General features: G+C 71.4%; 17 protein-coding genes and 1 tRNA gene. 8 read left to right on the top strand and 10 right to left on the bottom strand.

Features of this window, described 5'->3' with window-relative positions; genetic code table 11:
* The first annotated feature begins 1 nt into the window (after position 1).
* The 5 genes from ACZ4VA_RS08365 (at position 2) to ACZ4VA_RS08345 (ending at position 3619) form a co-directional block, all read left to right on the top strand.
* A tRNA-Phe gene (locus tag ACZ4VA_RS08365) sits at positions 2–82 on the top strand.
* Between the two features lie 411 nt (positions 83–493).
* Positions 494–1288: an AfsR/SARP family transcriptional regulator gene (locus ACZ4VA_RS08360; RefSeq protein WP_355794638.1), complete on the top strand. Its 795-nt coding sequence runs from the start codon at positions 494–496 to the stop codon at positions 1286–1288.
* A 108-nt stretch (positions 1289–1396) separates the two neighbouring features.
* Positions 1397–1828, top strand: a complete 432-nt coding sequence (locus ACZ4VA_RS08355; RefSeq protein WP_356172891.1) for a hypothetical protein — start codon at positions 1397–1399, stop codon at positions 1826–1828.
* A 25-nt stretch (positions 1829–1853) separates the two neighbouring features.
* Positions 1854–3398: an acyl-CoA carboxylase subunit beta gene (locus ACZ4VA_RS08350; RefSeq protein WP_468080437.1), complete on the top strand. Its 1545-nt coding sequence runs from the start codon at positions 1854–1856 to the stop codon at positions 3396–3398.
* A gap of 32 nt (positions 3399–3430) precedes the next feature.
* Complete coding sequence (locus ACZ4VA_RS08345) at positions 3431–3619, top strand: acyl-CoA carboxylase epsilon subunit (RefSeq protein ID WP_355794183.1); 189 nt, start codon at positions 3431–3433, stop codon at positions 3617–3619.
* 119 nt (positions 3620–3738) lie between these two features.
* On the opposite strand, the gene ACZ4VA_RS08340 is transcribed toward ACZ4VA_RS08345, so the two are convergent.
* Entirely contained in the window at positions 3739–5067 is a 1329-nt protein-coding gene (locus ACZ4VA_RS08340; RefSeq protein ID WP_356173735.1) for a class I SAM-dependent RNA methyltransferase, read from the bottom strand.
* Between the two features lie 110 nt (positions 5068–5177).
* Positions 5178–7241 (bottom strand): APC family permease, encoded by a 2064-nt coding sequence (locus ACZ4VA_RS08335; protein ID WP_468080434.1) that lies wholly within the window; start codon positions 7239–7241, stop codon positions 5178–5180.
* 378 nt (positions 7242–7619) lie between these two features.
* Here ACZ4VA_RS08335 and ACZ4VA_RS08330 point away from each other — a divergent pair, with 378 nt between their 5' ends.
* Positions 7620–8291 (top strand): potassium channel family protein, encoded by a 672-nt coding sequence (locus tag ACZ4VA_RS08330; protein WP_355783312.1) that lies wholly within the window; start codon positions 7620–7622, stop codon positions 8289–8291.
* Positions 8291–8968: a potassium channel family protein gene (locus ACZ4VA_RS08325; protein ID WP_355783304.1), complete on the top strand. Its 678-nt coding sequence runs from the start codon at positions 8291–8293 to the stop codon at positions 8966–8968. Before ACZ4VA_RS08330 ends, ACZ4VA_RS08325 begins: the two co-directional genes overlap by 1 nt.
* A 69-nt stretch (positions 8969–9037) precedes the next feature.
* On the opposite strand, the gene ACZ4VA_RS08320 is transcribed toward ACZ4VA_RS08325, so the two are convergent.
* From ACZ4VA_RS08320 to ACZ4VA_RS08285, 8 genes are all read right to left on the bottom strand, one after another.
* Positions 9038–9757 (bottom strand): DUF3159 domain-containing protein, encoded by a 720-nt coding sequence (locus ACZ4VA_RS08320; protein WP_355783301.1) that lies wholly within the window; start codon positions 9755–9757, stop codon positions 9038–9040.
* Positions 9758–9760: 3 nt separating this feature from the next.
* Positions 9761–10159: an OB-fold nucleic acid binding domain-containing protein gene (locus ACZ4VA_RS08315; RefSeq protein ID WP_355783298.1), complete on the bottom strand. Its 399-nt coding sequence runs from the start codon at positions 10157–10159 to the stop codon at positions 9761–9763.
* Between the two features lie 46 nt (positions 10160–10205).
* Entirely contained in the window at positions 10206–10922 is a 717-nt protein-coding gene (locus ACZ4VA_RS08310; protein WP_389390273.1) for a response regulator, read from the bottom strand.
* Positions 10910–13462 carry a sensor histidine kinase KdpD gene (locus ACZ4VA_RS08305; RefSeq protein ID WP_355783293.1) on the bottom strand — a complete coding sequence of 851 codons (2553 nt, stop codon included), beginning with the start codon at positions 13460–13462 and terminating at the stop codon, positions 10910–10912. The genes ACZ4VA_RS08310 and ACZ4VA_RS08305 overlap by 13 nt, the downstream gene beginning before the upstream one ends.
* Before the next feature lie 150 nt (positions 13463–13612).
* Positions 13613–14833 (bottom strand): alginate lyase family protein, encoded by a 1221-nt coding sequence (locus tag ACZ4VA_RS08300; protein WP_356173746.1) that lies wholly within the window; start codon positions 14831–14833, stop codon positions 13613–13615.
* 166 nt (positions 14834–14999) lie between these two features.
* Positions 15000–15761 (bottom strand): DUF3710 domain-containing protein, encoded by a 762-nt coding sequence (locus tag ACZ4VA_RS08295; protein ID WP_355790662.1) that lies wholly within the window; start codon positions 15759–15761, stop codon positions 15000–15002.
* A gap of 1 nt (position 15762) precedes the next feature.
* Positions 15763–16287 (bottom strand): dUTP diphosphatase, encoded by a 525-nt coding sequence (dut, locus tag ACZ4VA_RS08290; protein ID WP_355790665.1) that lies wholly within the window; start codon positions 16285–16287, stop codon positions 15763–15765.
* Complete coding sequence (locus ACZ4VA_RS08285) at positions 16284–16868, bottom strand: PaaI family thioesterase (RefSeq protein WP_355790667.1); 585 nt, start codon at positions 16866–16868, stop codon at positions 16284–16286. The genes dut and ACZ4VA_RS08285 overlap by 4 nt, the downstream gene beginning before the upstream one ends.
* Positions 16869–16926: 58 nt before the next feature.
* Between ACZ4VA_RS08285 and ACZ4VA_RS08280 the strand changes: the two genes are divergently transcribed.
* On the top strand, positions 16927–17391 hold the full coding sequence (locus ACZ4VA_RS08280; RefSeq protein ID WP_468080428.1) for a DUF3093 domain-containing protein: 465 nt from the start codon (positions 16927–16929) through the stop codon (positions 17389–17391).
* The last annotated feature ends 18 nt before the right edge of the window (positions 17392–17409 follow it).

The raw sequence follows: 17409 nt of genomic DNA, 5'->3' as shown, positions 1-17409 counted from the left end.
CGGAGCGGCTCAACGGGGACCAGAGAGCAATCTCACGGTCGGGCCCAAAAAGCCCACGCAGGTTCGAATCCTGCCCTCTCCGCTCGTCGTATACGCGCCCGGCTTCCCGCGGCCCCGCCCCACCGGCCCGCGCGGCCCCGGTGCCGCACACCGTCGGCGACCCCCGCGCCGACGGACACCCGCGCCCCGGCGCACCGCCCGGCACTGGGCGGTGCGCCGGGGCGCAAACACGTTCGCACCTATCACCCCTTCCGGTTGACCTCTCCCGTATGGCAACCGCGCAGCTCAGCGCCCCTGCCGACAGGACTCGGACTCGTTCAGCAGAAAAATACCTTCTCAAAGGAATTATTTTGTGCCAGGATGGAGTCGGGAGGAAACCCCGGGACGGAAACGGGCCCGGGAGACCGCCATGCGGCCTCGGCCGCAGAGGTGGACCGCCGTGACCGGCGGCCCCCCGACCACTCTCTGCCGCACTGATCGCCAAGGGGGAAACATGCTGACGTTCTCGATCCTCGGGGCACTGCAGATCCGCACCGCGTCGGGACCGGCCGAGATCTCCGGCGATCTGCAACGGACCCTGGTCCAGACGCTGCTGGTCAGCGAGGGCCAGTCGGTCTCCGGTGAGGCACTGGTCGAGGAGATGTGGGGCGAGGGCGCCCCGGACAACCAGGCAAACGCCCTGCAGGCCCACGTCAGCCGGCTGCGCCGCAAGCTGCGCGGCCTGGAGCCCGACCGCACCACCTCGCGCGTCACCATCCACCCCTCGGGCTACCGCCTGACGGTCAACGAGGGGGAACTGGACGCCGCCGAGTTCGTCGGGACGGTCCGCCAGGCCGAGACCCTCGGCTCGGGCTCACCGGAGGAGGCGGCCCGGTTACTGAGGCGGGCCCTGGCCATGTGGCGGGGGCCGGTCTTCGGCGGCTTCACCGGCGGGACCGTCTGCCAGCTCGCCGGCGCCCGCTACGAGGAGTACCGCATGCGGGCCATGGAGCTCCGCTTCGACGCCGAGCTGCGGCTCGGTCGGCACGCCGCCGTCCTGGCCGAACTCGCCGAGACCCACACGAGCCACCCGCTCAGGGAACGCTTCTGCGAGCAGCTGATGATCGCCCTGTACTGCGCGGGCCGTCAGGCCGACGCCCTGGACGTGTTCCGCCGTATGCGCCGCCACCTCGCCGACGAACTCGGCATCGAGCCCTCCCCCGCGCTGCGGCAGGTCGAGAGCGCCATCCTGTCCCACGACCCGGCCCTGTCCGGTGACGTGCGCGCTCCCCTGCTCCAGCTCACCTGACGCCACCGGCCCCCGCACCGCGTAAGCGGCACGTCAGCCGCTGGTCAGCACCGCCTGGAACGATCCGGATCGGAAGTGGAAACCGCCCCCCGACCTTTGGAGAACCACATGACCACGAGCCAGTCGCCGGCCCGCGCCGTGACGACCCGGGGGCGCGCGGAGGCCGCGCGTCCGTTACGCCTCTTCCTCGGCCTCGACGCCGTCGTGACCGGCGGCAACGGCCTCATCTACCTGTTCGCCGCCGGTCCGGTGGGAGACCTGCTCGGCCTCGGCACCGGCTTCCTCCGCGGCATCGGCGTGTTCCTCACCGCCTACGGCGCACTGGTCGCCCTGCTGGCCGCCCGTCCGGTGCCGTCCACCACGGCCACCAAGGTGGTCATCGAGGCGAACCTGCTGTGGGCGGTCGCGAGCGTGGCCGCCGTGGTCTTCGGCTGGCTGGACCCGAACACCGTCGGCACGGTGTGGACCCCGCTCCAGGCGGCCGTCGTCGCGGCCTTCGCCGTGCTCCAGATGAACGGCCTGCGCCGGCTCGGCAACTGACATCCCGTCCCATCCAGGGGGAGACATGAGGTCCCACGTCGCGGAGCTGGCCGAGATACGCCGCCAAGTACTGGCCGGCCCCAGTGAGAAGGCGACGCGGGCGCAGCACGCCAAGGGCAAGCTGACCGCGCGCGAGCGCATCGGCCTGCTGTTGGACGAGGGCTCGTTCCGCGAGGTCGAGCAGCTGCGCCGGCACCGGGCGACCGGGTTCGGCCTGGAGGCCAAGAAGCCGTACACGGACGGTGTCATCACCGGCTGGGGCACGGTGGAGGGCCGTACGGTCTTCGTCTACGCCCATGACTTCCGCATCTTCGGCGGCGCGCTGGGCGAGGCCCACGCCACCAAGATCCACAAGATCATGGACATGGCCATCGCGGCCGGGGCGCCGCTGGTCTCCCTCAACGACGGCGCCGGCGCCCGCATCCAGGAGGGCGTCACCGCGCTCGCCGGGTACGGCGGCATCTTCCAGCGCAACACCCGGGCCTCCGGCGTCATCCCGCAGATCTCGGTGATGCTCGGCCCCTGCGCCGGAGGTGCCGCCTACTCCCCCGCCCTCACGGACTTCGTGTTCATGGTCCGCGAGACCTCGCAGATGTTCATCACCGGCCCGGACGTCGTCAAGGCGGTCACCGGCGAGGAGATCACCCAGAACGGCCTCGGCGGCGCCGACGTGCACGCCGAGACCAGCGGCGTCTGCCACTTCGCCTACGACGACGAGGAGACCTGCATCGCCGAGGTGCGCTACCTGCTGTCGATGCTCCCGCAGAACAACCGGGAGAACCCGCCCGCGGTGCCGTGCGACGACCCGCACGACCGTCGCTGCGACACTCTCGCCGACCTGGTCCCGGCGGACGGCAACCGGCCGTACGACATGGCGGAGGTCATCGAGGAGCTCGTCGACGACGGCGAGTACCTGGAGGTCCACGAGCGCTGGGCGCGCAACATCATCTGCGCGCTGGCCCGTCTCGGCGGGCAGGTGGTGGGCGTCGTCGCCAACCAGCCTCGGGTGCTCGCCGGTGTCCTGGACATCGAGGCCAGCGAGAAGGCCGCCCGCTTCGTGCAGATGTGCGACGCCTTCAGCATCCCCATCGTGACCCTCCTGGACGTGCCCGGGTTCCTGCCCGGCGTCGACCAGGAGCACGGCGGCATCATCCGCCACGGCGCCAAACTGCTGTACGCATACTGCAACGCAACGGTGCCGCGGATCTCGCTGATCCTGCGCAAGGCCTACGGCGGCGCCTACATCGTCATGGACAGCCAGTCCATCGGCGCCGACCTCACCTACGCATGGCCCACCAACGAGATCGCCGTCATGGGCGCCGAGGGCGCGGCCAACGTCATCTTCCGCCGCCGGATCGCCGAGGCCGAGGACCCCGAAGCCATGCGGGCCGAGCTGGTCAAGGAGTACAAGGCGGAACTGATGCACCCGTACTACGCGGCTGAGCGGGGCCTGGTCGACGACGTCATCGACCCCGCCGACACCCGCGAAGTCCTCATCCGCTCACTGGCGATGCTGCGCACCAAGCACGCCGACCACCCCGCCCGCAAGCACGGCAACCCCCCTCAGTGACGGCACAGCCGCCCCCCAGTGACGGAGGTCCCATGCTCACTCCCCCGCCCCCCATCCGCATCGAGAAGGGCCAGGCCACGGACGAGGAACTGGCCGCCGTCGCGGCCCTGCTGCTCAGCCGTGCCGCCCGGGCCGGCGTCGACACGCAGGCGTCCACCCCCGGCACCACCTCCTGGCGCCCCCACGCCTTCCACGCCCCGCACAGCTGGCAGACGCCCTGAGCGGTGACGCGCCGAAGCGCCGGACCGGCCCCCTCTCCGCGGGGCCGGTCCGGCGCTTCGGCGCCCCCGGCTCCTGTCCGGCCACCGGCCACGCCCGACCGCCAAGGAGAACCCGCAGGTCAGATGGCCTTCGAGGCAGGCTCCAGGATCGCCACGCACTCCACGTGATGCGTCATCGGGAACAGGTCGAACGCCCGCAGCGTCCGCACCTTGTAGCCGCCGTCGCGGAAGTACGCCAGGTCGCGGGCCAGGGCCGCCGGGTCGCAGGCGACGTACGCGATGCGGCGGGCGCTCAGGGACGCCAGGTGCTCCACCGTCTTCTTGCCGGCGCCCGCGCGCGGCGGGTCGAGGACGATCAAGTCGACCTCGGTGATGCCGGTGCGCGGCAGGACCGACTCGACCTTGCCCTGCTCGACGCGCACGCGCTCGAAGCCGGCGAGGTTGTGCCGGGCGTCCTCGACGGCGCGCTTGCCGGACTCGATGCCGAGGACCGCGCCCTTGTCGCCGAGGCGGTCGGCGAGCGCGCCCGCGAAGAGGCCGACACCGCAGTACAGGTCGAGCGCCATGTCGCCCTTGCGCGGCAGCAGGCCCTGCATGACGGCCTTGACCAGGGTGTCGGCGGCCTTCGGGTGGACCTGCCAGAAGCCGCCGCTGCCGACCCGGTAGGTGCGGTCGTCGGCGCGCTCGCGGACGAACGCGCGGCCGTGGACGCGGTGGATGCCGCCGTCGTGCTCCTCGACGCGCATCACCGAGACCGGCCGGTCGAGCTCGACCAGGGGCAGCCGGGCGCCCGGGCGGGGCTCCAGGATCACCATGCGGTCCTGGGACCCCGTCGCGGCGATGGCCTCGACGGACTGCATCCCGGCCCAGTCGCGCTGCTCGATGCCCAGCTCGCTCACACCCTCGGCGGCGATCATGCAGTGCTCGATCGGCTCGACCTCGTGCGAGCGGTGGCGGCGCAGCCCCGCGTTGCCGTCCGGGTCCACGGCGTACTGCACGCGCGTGCGCCACGAGGGCACCTCGCCGGGGGGCAGCTTGTCGCCCTCGGCGGGCATCACCGTGCCGTCCCAGCCGGCCTCCTCGGGCGTGAGACCCGCGAGGCGCTGCAGCTGCTCCGCGACGACCTCGCCCTTGAGCCGCCGCTGGGCGCCCGGCTTGGCGTGCTGCCAGTCGCAGCCGCCGCAGCGTCCGGGGCCCGCGTAGGGGCAGGGCGCCTCGACGCGGTCCTTGGACGCGTCGATGATCTCGACGGCGTCCGCCCGCAGGAAGCGCGCGCCCTCCTCGCCCTCGGTCACCCGGGCGCGGACCTTCTCGCCGGGCAGCGCGTGCCGGACGAAGAGGACCTGGCCCTCGGACGTACGGGCGATGCAGTGCCCGCCGTGGGCGACGGGGCCGATCTCGACCTCGTACTCCTCCCCCACCAACGACTTCTTCGGTTCTGCCTGCATGGCGGGGTGACTCCAGATGCGAAAAGGGGGACGGCCGGACAACAGCCCACCAGTCTACGTGGACGTCGCCCGGCCGTTCACCACGAGCCGTTCGGCCCGCTCGGTCCGTCTCAGGTCTTGGGGCCCTGGGACTCCTTGTGGGACTCCTTGTGCCGCTCCTCGGCGGGTCCGCGGCGCACCGCGCCGGGCGCGTTCCACTCCTGGCGCCTGCGGGCGCGCTTCTTGGCGGCCTCGGAGGACTCCAGCTGGTAGGGCACGGAGGTCACCATGACGCCGGGGGTGAACAGCAGGCGGCCCTTGAGGCGCAGGGCGCTCTGGTTGTGCAGCAGGTGCTCGTACCAGTGGCCGACCACGTACTCGGGGATGATCACGGAGACCGCGTCGCGCGGGGACTCGCGGCGCAGGCCCTTCACGTACTCGATGACGGGCCGGGTGATCTCGCGGTAGGGCGAGTCGAGGATCTTGAGCGGGACGGTGATGCCGCGCCGTTCCCATTCCTCGCGGAGGGTCTTGGTCTCGGCGGGGTCGACGTTGACGCTGAGCGCTTCGAGGGTGTCGGAGCGCATCAGCTTCGCGTAGGCGAGGGCGCGCAGCGTCGGCCGGTGGATCTTGGAGATCAGGACGACGGAGTGGACGCGGGAGGGGCGGACGCTGTCGTCGGAGGGGCCCTCGGGGGCGGCGATCTCCTCGGCGACCCGGTCGTAGTGCTTACGGATCGCGCTCATCGTGGCGTAGAAGATCACCATGCCGAGCAGGGCGACCCAGGCGCCGTGGGTGAACTTGGTGACGAGGACGACGACCAGGACGAGGCCGGTGAAGAAGGCGCCGAAGGCGTTGATCGCGCGGGAGCGGACCATGTGGCGGCGCTTGTTCTGGTCGCGTTCCGCGGCCAGGTGGCGGTTCCAGTGCCGCACCATGCCGGTCTGGCTGAGCGTGAAGGAGACGAAGACGCCGACGATGTAGAGCTGGATCAGCCGGGTGGAGTCGGCTCCGTAGATGACGACCAGGAGGGTGGCGGCGCCGGCGAGGAGCACGATGCCGTTGGAGAAGGCGAGGCGGTCGCCGCGGGTGTGCAGCTGGCGCGGCAGGTAGCGGTCCTGGGCGAGGATCGAGCCGAGCAGCGGGAAGCCGTTGTAGGCGGTGTTCGCGGCGAGGAAGAGGACCAGCGCGGTGGCGGCGGCGAGCACGATGAACAGGAGGCTGCCCTTGCCGAAGACGGCCTCGGCGACCTGCGAGATCACGGGGTTCTGCACGTAGTCGGCGCCGACCGCGACGCCGTTGTGCAGGAGGTCGTCGGCCGGGTTCTCGGCCATGCGGACCTTGGTCACCATGGCGAGCGCGATGATCCCGCAGAACATGGTGACGGCGAGCAGGCCCATCGCGGCGAGGGTGCTGGCCGCGTTCTTGGACTTGGGCTTGCGGAAGGCCGGGACGCCGTTGGAGATGGCCTCGACACCGGTGAGCGCGGCACAGCCGGAGGAGAAGGCGCGCAGCAGCAGGAAGACGAGGGCGAAGCCGGCGATGCCCTGGTGCTCGGCGACGATGTGGTAGTCGGCGGTCGGCGCGCGCATGGTGTCGTCGAGGACGAGCCCGCGGAACGCGCCCCAGGCGATCATGATGAAGACGCCCGCGACGAAGACGTAGGTGGGGATCGCGAAGAGCTTGCCCGACTCCTTCACGCCGCGCAGGTTCATCAGGGTGAGCAGCACGATGACGGCGACCGCGCAGAGAACCTTGTGCTCGACGACGAAGGGGACGGCGGAGCCGAGGTTCTCGATGCCGGAGGAGATGGAGACGGCGACGGTGAGGACGTAGTCGACCAGCAGGGCGCTGGCGACGGTGAGTCCCGCCCGGGGACCGAGGTTGGTGTTCGCGACCTCGTAGTCGCCGCCGCCGCTGGGGTAGGCGTGCACGTTCTGGCGGTAGGACGCCACGACCGTGAACATGAGCACGACGACCGCGAGCGCGATCCACGGGCTGAAGTGGTAGGCCGACACACCCGCGATGGACAGGACCAGGAGGACTTCTCCGGGTGCGTACGCCACGGAGGAGAGCGGGTCGGAGGCGAAGACGGGGAGTGCGATGCGCTTCGGCAGGAGAGTCTCTCCGAGCCGGTCACTGCGCAGTGCGCGCCCGATCAAGATCCGTTTGGGCACGTCGGTCAGTTTGGACACGCAGAGGATCGTAAGGGTTCGAACGGGCGGCCGCCCACCCGCCACCCTGCATCTGCCCTACGAGTGAAATCACTGAGGGTTCCCGCTGCGGATTCCGTGGTCGACGAGATCCGCATGCCTATATGACAAAACCCCATCCACTGCTGCTTCTGGAGGTTCCATGCACACGACCGCGGAGCTCATCGGCGCCGCCGCCGGACTGGTCGGCCTCGGAATCCTGACTCTTGTCAGTGTGCGCAGCATCAGCCGCCGTTGAGGAGGAAAACCGCAGGCGACGTGCACAGGGGTGCCCTGCGCGCACCGCGCGTGTGTAGCTTGGGCGGCGGTCTGAGACCCTGTTCCACCTGAGCCGTGACCATTGACATCGGAAGGACGGTCGTGCACATCGTCATCATGGGCTGCGGAAGAGTGGGATCCGCTCTTGCCCAGACCCTGGAGCAACAGGGGCACACGGTCGCCGTGATCGACCAGGACCCCACCGCCTTCCGACGACTGGGCTCCGGGTTCGGCGGACGCCGTGTCACCGGGGTCGGCTTCGATCAGGACACCCTGCGCGAAGCGGGCATCGAGGAGGCCGGCGCGTTCGCCGCCGTCTCCAGCGGTGACAACTCGAACATCATCGCCGCCCGGGTGGCCCGCGAGATGTTCGGCATCGAGAACGTCGCGGCCCGTATCTACGACCCGCGCCGCGCCGAGGTCTACCAGCGCCTCGGCATCCCGACCGTCGCCACCGTCCGCTGGACGGCCGACCAGATGCTGCGCCGGCTGCTCCCCTCGGGCGCCGAACCGCTGTGGCGCGACCCCACGGGCGGGGTGCAGCTCGCCGAGGTGCACGCCTCCGCCGCCTGGGTGGGCCACAAGATCAGCCGGCTCCAGGACGAGACCGGGGTGCGCGTCGCGTTCCTGACCCGTCTCGGCGAGGCGATGTTGCCGTCCTCGCAGACAGTGCTGCAGGAAGGTGACCTGGTGCACGTGATGATGCGCACGGACGACGTCGAGAAGGTCGAGGCGGCGTTCGCCGAGGGCCCTGAAGAGGAGGCCGGTCACTGATGAGGGTCGCCATTGCCGGTGCCGGTGCCGTGGGCCGCTCGATCGCGGGCGAGCTCCTGGAGAACGGTCACGAGGTCCTGCTGATCGACAAGGCGCCGACCGCCATCTCGGTCGAGCGCGTCCCGCAGGCGGAGTGGCTGCTCGCCGACGCCTGCGAGATCACCTCCCTGGACGAGGCGGCGCTCCAGCGCTGCAACGTGGTCATCGCGGCCACGGGCGACGACAAGGTCAACCTGGTCGTCTCCCTCCTCGCGAAGACCGAGTACGGCGTCCCGCGGGTCGTGGCCCGCGTCAACAACCCGAAGAACGAGTGGCTCTTCAACGAGTCCTGGGGCGTCGACGTCGCCGTCTCGACCCCGCGTCTGATGTCGGCGCTCGTCGAGGAGGCCGTCAGCGTCGGCGACCTGGTGCGGCTGCTGCGCTTCAGCCACGGCGACGCCAACCTGGTGGAGCTGACGCTGCCGCCGGAGTCGGCGCTGGCGGGCACGCAGGTCGGTGACGTCGAGTGGCCCGAGGACACCTCGCTGGTCACGATCATCCGCGGTACCCGTGTCCTGACCCCCTCCCGGGAGGACTCCCTGGAGGCGGGCGACGAACTCCTCTTCGTGGCGGCGCAGGCCCGCGAGGAGCAGCTGGAGGACCTGCTGTCGGTGCGCCGCGAGGAAGCGACGAGCTGACGCACGGCGGTACGACGAAGGGGGCGCCCGGACCTGGTCCGGGCGCCCCCTTCGTCGTACCGGTGACGGCTACTCGGCGGAGCGGGTGGCGGCCTTCTCGGCGCGCTCCGCGCGCTCCTGGGCCTCCATCTCCGCGAACACGTCGATCGGCGCGGGCGCCTTCGCCAGGAAGACCCAGGTCAGCCAGACGGCGAGGAGGAAGGGCGGGATCTTCAGGGCGACCAGGACCCAGCCGAGCTGCGTGGTGTCGGCCCACCAGTACAGCGGGAAGAGCACCGCGCACTTGGCGAGCAGGATCAGCCCCCAGGCCCAGCTGGCCTTGGCGTACGCCTTCTTGCGGCCGGGGTTGCGGGTGCGCCAGGAGAGGTTCTCCTTGAAGACCGGGCCGAGGATCAGGCCGATCAGCGGGACCCCGCACAGGGTGGTGACGATGTACGCCAGCGCCAGGCCCAGCGTGTAGAGCATGCCCGGCAGGTAGAAGTCCTTCGCGTTGCCGGTCATCATCGCGAAGACCACGCCGAACGCGACACCGAAGACGCCGCTGAAGGCGTGCTTGACGGTGTCCTTGGTGACCAGCCGCACCACGACGAGCAGCAGGGACACCGCGAGGGCGGCGATCGCCGACCAGTGCAGGTCCTTGGTGAGCGTGAAGATGGTGACGAAGAGGAGTCCGGGCAGGACCGTCTCGACCATGCCCCGCACGCCGCCGAAGGCCTCGAAGAGCGCGGCCTCGGTCACCGCCCTGGAGTCCTGCTGGGCGTCTTGGGTCGGCTTGTCGAGCGACGTCACCGGCTACTCCCGTCCGAGCGGTCTGAGTTCGTACTTCGGGTTGAACAGCACCCTACGGCCCCGGCTCATCGAGACCCGGCCCGATGCGATGAGTTTGCGGCCCGGTTCTATGCCCACGATGGAGCGCCTGCCGAGCCACACCACGTCCAGGGCGGCCGAGCCGTCGAACAGCTCGGCCTCCAGGGCCGGGACTCCCGCCCGCGGCCGCAGCGTGACCGTGCGCAAGGTACCAGTAACCGTGACGATCTGCCGGTCCTGGCAGTCACCGATGCGCGTGCACCCGGTGGTGTCGGTGTCCTCCCGCAGCTCCTCCGACTCCAGGTCCTCCTGGGAGGTGGAGAGCCGGTCGAGCATGCGCCGGAACCGGCCCACCGGCTTTTCGGAACGAGGAACAGCACTCATACCGAAAGCGTACCGGGGGGTGCCGACAGCTACGTACCCGCGCAGGTCAGCGTTCGAACCGGTAGCCCATGCCGGGTTCGGTGACGAAGTGCCGCGGGTGCGCGGGGTCCGGCTCCAGCTTGCGGCGGAGCTGCGCCATGTAGACCCGCAGGTAGTTCGTCTCGGTCCCGTAGGACGGCCCCCACACCTCCTGGAGCAGCTGCCGCTGGCCGACCAGGCGGCCCGTGTGGCGCACCAGGACCTCCAGCAGGTGCCACTCGGTCGGGGTGAGGCGTACGTCGTGGCCCTCCCGGCGGACCTTCTTGGCGGCGAGGTCGACGGTGAAGGCGTCCGTCTCGACGATCACGTCGGGCTCGTCGTCCGCGACGGGCTCCGCGCGGCGCACGGCGGCGCGCAGCCGGGCCAGCAGCTCGTCCATGCCGAACGGCTTGGTGACGTAGTCGTCCGCGCCCGCGTCGAGGGCCTCGACCTTCTCGTCCGAGGAGTGGCGGGCGGAGAGCACCAGGATCGGCACGCGGGTCCAGCCGCGCAGCCCGCGGATCACGTCGACGCCGTCCATGTCGGGCAGTCCGAGGTCGAGCACGACGACGTCCGGGGGCCGGGCGGCGGCGAGCCGGAGGGCGGTGGCGCCGTCGGGGGCCGCATCCACCTCGTACTTGCGGGCCCGCAGGTTGATCACGAGGGCGCGGGTGATCTGCGGTTCGTCGTCGACCACGAGCACTCTCGTGGGGGTCCGGGCGTCCGTCCCGGTCAGGCGCCGCATGGGGCCCGCCTTTCGTCCGTGTCGGTGGTCGTGCCGGGCGGGCGGTCCACGGCGCGCAGGGTGAGGACCATGGTGAGGCCGCCGCCCGGGGTGTCCTCGGCGTGGAGGGCGCCGCCGACGGCCTCGGCGAACCCCCGGGCCACCGCGAGGCCGAGCCCGACCCCGGTGCCGCGCGGGGCGTCGCCGTGGCGCTGGAAGGGCGCGAAGATGCGGTCCTTGGCCTCGTCCGGGACGCCGGGGCCGCGGTCCACGACCCGGACCTCGACGCGGTCGGCGAGGGCGCTGGCGAAGACCCGTACGGGTTCGCCGGGAGGGCTGTACTTGACGGCGTTCTCGACCAGGTTGGCGACCGAGCGCTCCAGGAGTCCCGCGTCGACGGCGACCATCGGCAGGGTCTCCGGGATCTCCAGCCGCACGCTGTCCTCCGGGACGCCGCCGAGGGCCATCGGCACCACCTCGTCGAGGTCGACCTCGCGGATCAGCGCGGTGACGGTGCCGGTCTGGAGGCGGGACATGTCGAGGAGGTTGCCCACCAGGTGGTCGAGGCGGTCGGCGCCGTCCTCGATGCCCTCCAGCAGCTCGGCCCGGTCCTGCTCGGACCATTCGACCTCGTCGGAGCGCAGCGACGAGACGGACGCCTTGATGCCGGCCAGCGGTGTGCGCAGGTCGTGGCTGACGGCCGCGAGCAGGGCGGTGCGGATGCGGTTCCCCTCGGCGAGGGTGCGGGCCCGGTCGGCCTCGGACTGCAGGCGCCGGCGGTCCAGTACGACGGCGGCCTGGGCGGCGAAGGCGGCGAGCACGCGCCGGTCCTCGGCGGGCAGGACCCGTCCCGAGAGGGCGAGGGCCAGGTGGGCGCTGACGGGCACGTCCACGTCCGCGTCCTCGGGCCGCCCGGGAGGCTGCGGGCCCGCGCTGCCGGCGCAGGTCCACGGGTCGACGTCGCTCGTACGCTCCAGCAGCGCCGCCGACTCCATCCCGAAGGTCTCCCTGACCCGCTCCAGCAGGGCCTCCAGGCTGGTCTCGCCGCGCAGCACGCTGCCGGCGAGGAAGGAGAGTATCTCCGACTCGGCGCGCAGCCGGGCCGCCTGGTGGGTCCGCCGGGCGGCGAGGTCGACGACGGAGGCCACCGCGACGGCGACGCCGAAGAAGACGGCGATCGCCAGGATGTTCTTGGGGTCGGAGACGGTGAGGCGGTGCAGCGGCGGGGCGAAGAAGTAGTTGAGCAGCAGCGAGCCGAAGGCGGCGGACGCGAGCGCCGGGAGCAGTCCGCCGAGCAGCGCGGCGGTGACGGTGAGCGACAGGAACAGCAGCATGTCGTTCGCGATGCCGAGGTCGGTGTCGGTGTGGGTGAGCACCACCGCGAGGAGAGCCGGTCCGGCCAGGCCGGTCAGCCATCCCCAGATGATCCGGGAGCGGCCGAGCCGTGCGCCCCGCGCGACCGGAAGGCCGCGCCCCCGGGCGGCCTCCTCGTGGGTGACGATGTGCACGTCGAGGTCGGGGCCCGACTCGCGGGCGACGGTGGCGCCGACGCCCGGTCCGAAGGCGTACTGCCAGGCCTTGCGGCGGGAGGAGCCGAGCACGATCTGGGTGGCGTTGGCGCCGCGGGCGAAAGCGAGCAGGGCGGCGGGCACGTCGTCGCCGACGACGTGGTGGAAGGTGCCGCCGAGGTCTTCCACGAGGGTGCGCTGGAGGGCCAGCTCCTTGGGTGAGGCACTGGTCAGCCCGTCGCTGCGGGCGATGTAGACGGCCAGTACCTCGCCGCCTGCGCCCTTCTCCGCGAGGCGGGCGGCCCGGCGGATCAGCGTGCGCCCCTCGGGGCCGCCGGTCAGACCGACAACGATGCGTTCGCGGGAGCCCCAGATCCTGGAGACCCGGTGCTGGTTGCGGTACTCCGTCAGGCGGGCGTCGACGCGGTCGGCGACCCACAGCAGCGCCAGTTCGCGCAGTGCGGTCAGGTTGCCGGGGCGGAAGTAGTTCGAGAGGGCGGCGTCGACCTTCTCCGGCCGGTAGACGTTGCCGTGCGCCATGCGGCGGCGCAGTGCCTCCGGGGACATGTCGACCAGTTCGATCTGGTCCGCGTGGCGTACGACCTCGTCGGGGACGGTCTCGCGCTGCCGTACGCCGGTGATCGACTCGACCACGTCGCCGAGGGACTCCAGGTGCTGGATGTTGACGGTCGAGACGACGTCGATGCCGGCGGCCAGCAGTTCCTCGACGTCCTGCCAGCGCTTGACGTTGCGCGAGCCGGGGACGTTCGTGTGGGCCAGTTCGTCCACGAGGGCGACGGCGGGGGCGCGCCGCAGTACGGCGTCCACGTCCATCTCGGTGAACCGGGAGCCCCGGTGGTCGAGCTCCTTGCGGGGGACCTGCTCCAGGCCGTGCAGCATGACCTCGGTGCGCGGCCGGTCGTGGTGCTCGACGAAGGCGACGACGCAGTCGGTGCCCCGCTCCGCCCGGCGGTGCGCCTCGGACAGCATCGCGTATGTCTTGCCGACGCCCGGTGCCGCGCCGAGGTAGATCCGAAACTTGCCGCGTCCCATGGCCTCATTGTCTTCCCGTGCCGGCGATGTCCGCCGCGTCGACCCTACGGCCGATGATCCCGGCCGAGGCGCCGGTGGGCCGGGTGAGGGGCGACCTTGACGCAACCCTGACGGCCGGGCGCACGGGGGCCCGGCCGTCGGGGTCCGCGGTCAGTTCGGGTTGTCCCCGTGGGTGAGCGTCTCCCACGCCACGAAGAGGTTGTTGCTGCCCGCCGGGCGGTTCTGCTGGGTGAGCGTCTGGGTGTTGGTCATCGCGTGGCCCAGGCGGTTGTGCATGGCGTTGTAGCCGACCTCGGTGACCGGCCCGAGTCCCAGGTGCAGGGACCCGCCGCACAGCCAGCCGGGGACGGCCTCGCCGAGCTGGTACCGGGACTGGAAGCCGAGGGCCTGCCGCAGCCGCTCGCCGACGTCCGTGGTGTAGAGGTCGGTGCCCTGGATGCGGCTGGTCTCGGCGACGTGCGAGATGGCGGAGATGCCGTACCCGGTGTGCGTGAAGTCGCGGCAGGTCTCCTGGGTGAGGCCGGTGACGAAGGTGGACTGCCCCTGCCAGTAGTTGACGATCTTCGCGGTGGTGTCGAGGTTCTGGCTGGGGACGGTCTTCGGCACGGAACCGTCGGAGGCGAGGTAGACGTAGGCGGCGGTGCGGGTCCGGAACTTGGCCATGGCCTTGTCGTACGAGGTGCGGTCCTCCAGGAAGACGGAGATGCCGACGGCGGCCTCCATCATCGACAGCTCCCAGTTCCCGTTGGAGTTGGAGCCGTTGATGATCTCGGGGAGGTAGACGTCGCGGAGCATGGTCGCGAAGCGGCCGGAGTTCGCCCAGGTCCCGGTGTACGTGTACTTGATGATCTCGGCGGCCCTGGGCCAGGAGGAGCCGGCCCAGCCGGTCTGCAGGGGCGCGTTGCTGTTGGTGTGGTCCCTGATGGTGGCCGACCAGGCGTCCATCAGCTCGATGGACTTGCGCGCGTACCGCTCGTCCCGGGTGATGTACCAGGCGAGGGCGTCCGTGTACGCGGCTATCGCGTCCTCGCGCTCGTCGGTGCAGCCGTAGTTCGGGTTGGAGTAGGAGCCGCATTCCACGGTCGCGCGGGGCGTGGGGGTGCGCGAGAGGGAGGCGTACTTGCTCGCCATCATCTGGTCGAAGGCGGCCTTCCAGGGCTGGGCTCCGGCGTTGACCTGGGTGCGCGCGAAGTCCAACTGGCTCTTGGAGACGGTCACTCCGGGGTGGGCGAAGACCGCCGGGGCGGCCTCGGCCCGGGGTGCGGCGGGCCAGGCGAGGAAGCCGCCGACCAGGGCGGTGGTCACGGCGGCGACGGTGGCGAGCAGGGCCGGACGCCGTCTGCGCCGGTGGGTTGCGGGGGTCTCGGGCATGTGGGGGGCCATCCGTTCTCGTATGTGAACGATGAGCGCGTCTTTGAACGCAGGTGATGGCCGGGACCCTAGGTATGGACCAACTGCCCGTCAAGAGGCCGGACATGAGAAAGGGCCGCATCCCCTCAGGGATACGGCCCGATCCACGTCCGCGCGTGCGAGGTGGTCAGCGCACCTCGGTGATCTCCGGTCCGCGCTGGAGCTGGCCCATGCCCCCGGAGAAGCGGGAGCCGGCCTGGTCCTCCTGCTGCACACCCTCGGGGACCATCTGCGCGTCGTTCGGCAGCTTCAGGACGATGGGGTCACGCGGGGCCATCGGGCCCTCGCCGCGGACGACCACCGTGTCCCGGAAGATCTGCTCCAGCAGCCCCGCGGCCTGCGGCTGCACCGCGCCCTGCCCGGAGATCACTCCGCGCAGGAACCAGCGGGGGCCGTCCACACCGACGAACCTGACCACCTGGAAACCACCCGTGCCGTCGGGCAGCTGCACCGGCACCTGCGCCCGCAGCTCCCAGCCCAGCGGCCCCTCGACCTCGTCGATGACACCGCCCTGCTGCGTGATGCCCGAGGCGATCTCCTCGCGGACCTCGCCCCAGATGCCCTCGCGCTTGGGAGCGGCGAAGGCCTGCAGCTGGATGGCGCTGTCCTTGAGGACGACGGTGGCCGCGACGATCGCGTCGCCCGCGACCTCGACGCGCAGCTCCATGCCGTCGACTCCGGGCACGAAGAGACCACCGAGGTCCACCCGGCCCTCGGCCGGGTCACGCACCTCCGAGTCGTCCCAGGGCCCGTCGGGACGCGGTTCCGGCTCCAGCCTCACGCGCTCCCGCTCCGCCTCGTCCGCCTCAGCGTCGACAGCGCCGACGACCTGCTCGGCCTCGCCCGCCGCGTCCTCGGCGGCACTGCCCTTCTTGCGACGTCCGAACACGTCACTGTCCTTCCCGGTCGGATACGACCGAAGCGTATCGATTCCCACCCGCCCCGCCGCCCACGGCGGCATGACCGCCGGTGGACCCGAAGCCCCCTGCGGCCCGCTCCGAGTCGGGAAGCTCCGCGACCTCGTGGAAGCGGACCTTCTCGACCTGCTGGACGACCAGTTGGGCAATCCGGTCGAAGCGCTCGAACCGCACGGACTCGTGCGGGTCGAGATTCACCACGATCACCTTGATCTCCCCACGGTACCCGGCATCCACCGTCCCCGGGGCATTCACGAGGGCGACACCGCAGCGGGCGGCGAGGCCGGAACGCGGGTGCACGAAAGCCGCGTACCCCTCCGGGAGCGCGACAGACACTCCGGTGGGGAGAACCGCGCGTTCGCCCGGCTTCAGTTCGCGGCTCTCGGTGGTGCGCAGATCCGCGCCCGCGTCACCGGGATGCTCGTACGAGGGAAGCGGGACCTCCGGGTCCAGGCGGCGGATCCGCACGTCCAGCTCGGGACGGGGCTCACGGCTCACGGGTTCACCTCGAAGGCACGGGTCCGTCGGATCTGGTCCGGGTCGTCCATGGCGGCCCGGATCTCCTCGGGCCGTCCGTTGTCGATGAAGTGGTCGACCTTCACCTCGATGAAGAGGGCGTCCGCGCGGACGGCGACGGGACCGTCAGGACCGCCGATCCGCCCGGTCGCGGTCGAGTAGATCTTGCGGCCGGCGACGGCGGTGGCCTCGGCCTCCAGGTGGAGGACCGTGCCCACGGGCACGGGCCGCACGAAGTCGGTCTCCAGCCGGCCGGTCACCGCGATGGTGCGCAGCAGCCAGTTCAGCGAACCGAGCGTCTCGTCGAGGGCGGTGGCCAGGATCCCGCCGTGGGCGAGGCCCGGGGCGCCCTGGTGCGCGGGGCGCACGGTGAACTCCGCCGTGACCCGCACTCCCTCGCCCGCACGGGCTTCGAGGTGGAGGCCGTGGGCCTGTCCCTCGCCGCACCCGAAACACTGTCCGTAGTGCGCGCCGAGAAGGACGCCCGGGGCGGGGGCGTCGGGGTGCCGCACCGGCGCGACGGCGTCGGCGGGGGGCCTCAGAGCTGCGGAAGTACCACTCACAGGCGCAGACCTTACCCGCGCGTCGGCCCACCGCCGACACCGTGCCAAGCTTGGCTTCATGCAGCTTTCCGCCTCGCCGTACGAAGAACGCCTCACCGCGCCCCGCATCTGGTGGCTGATCTCCCTGATGGTCGGGGTGGCGATGGCGCTGATCCTGCTGCCGTTCGGCACCCTGCCGCTGCTCGGCGGGCTGGTGGGCGGCACCGCGGTCTCGGCGATCGTGGCGAGCTCGTACGGGTCGGTGCGCATCCGCGTGGTGGGCGACTCGCTCGTCGCGGGCGACGCGCGGATCCCGGTGGCGGCGCTCGGCGAGGCCGAGGTCCTGGACCCGGAGGAGACCCGGGCCTGGCGCACCTACAAGGCCGACACCCGCGCCTTCATGCTGCTGCGGGCGTACATCCCGCGGGCCCTGCGCGTGGAGGTCACCGACCCCGAGGACCCGACGCCGTACCTGTACCTGTCGACGCGGGAGCCGGAGCGGCTCGCGGCGGCGCTGGAAGCGGCACGGGCGACGGCGAAGTAGCCCCGCGGGCCGGCGCCC

Source organism: Streptomyces sp. NPDC028308, assembly GCF_055565855.1.
Note: the sequence above shows the minus strand (reverse complement) of the source record. Positions and strands in the feature narration are given on the sequence as shown.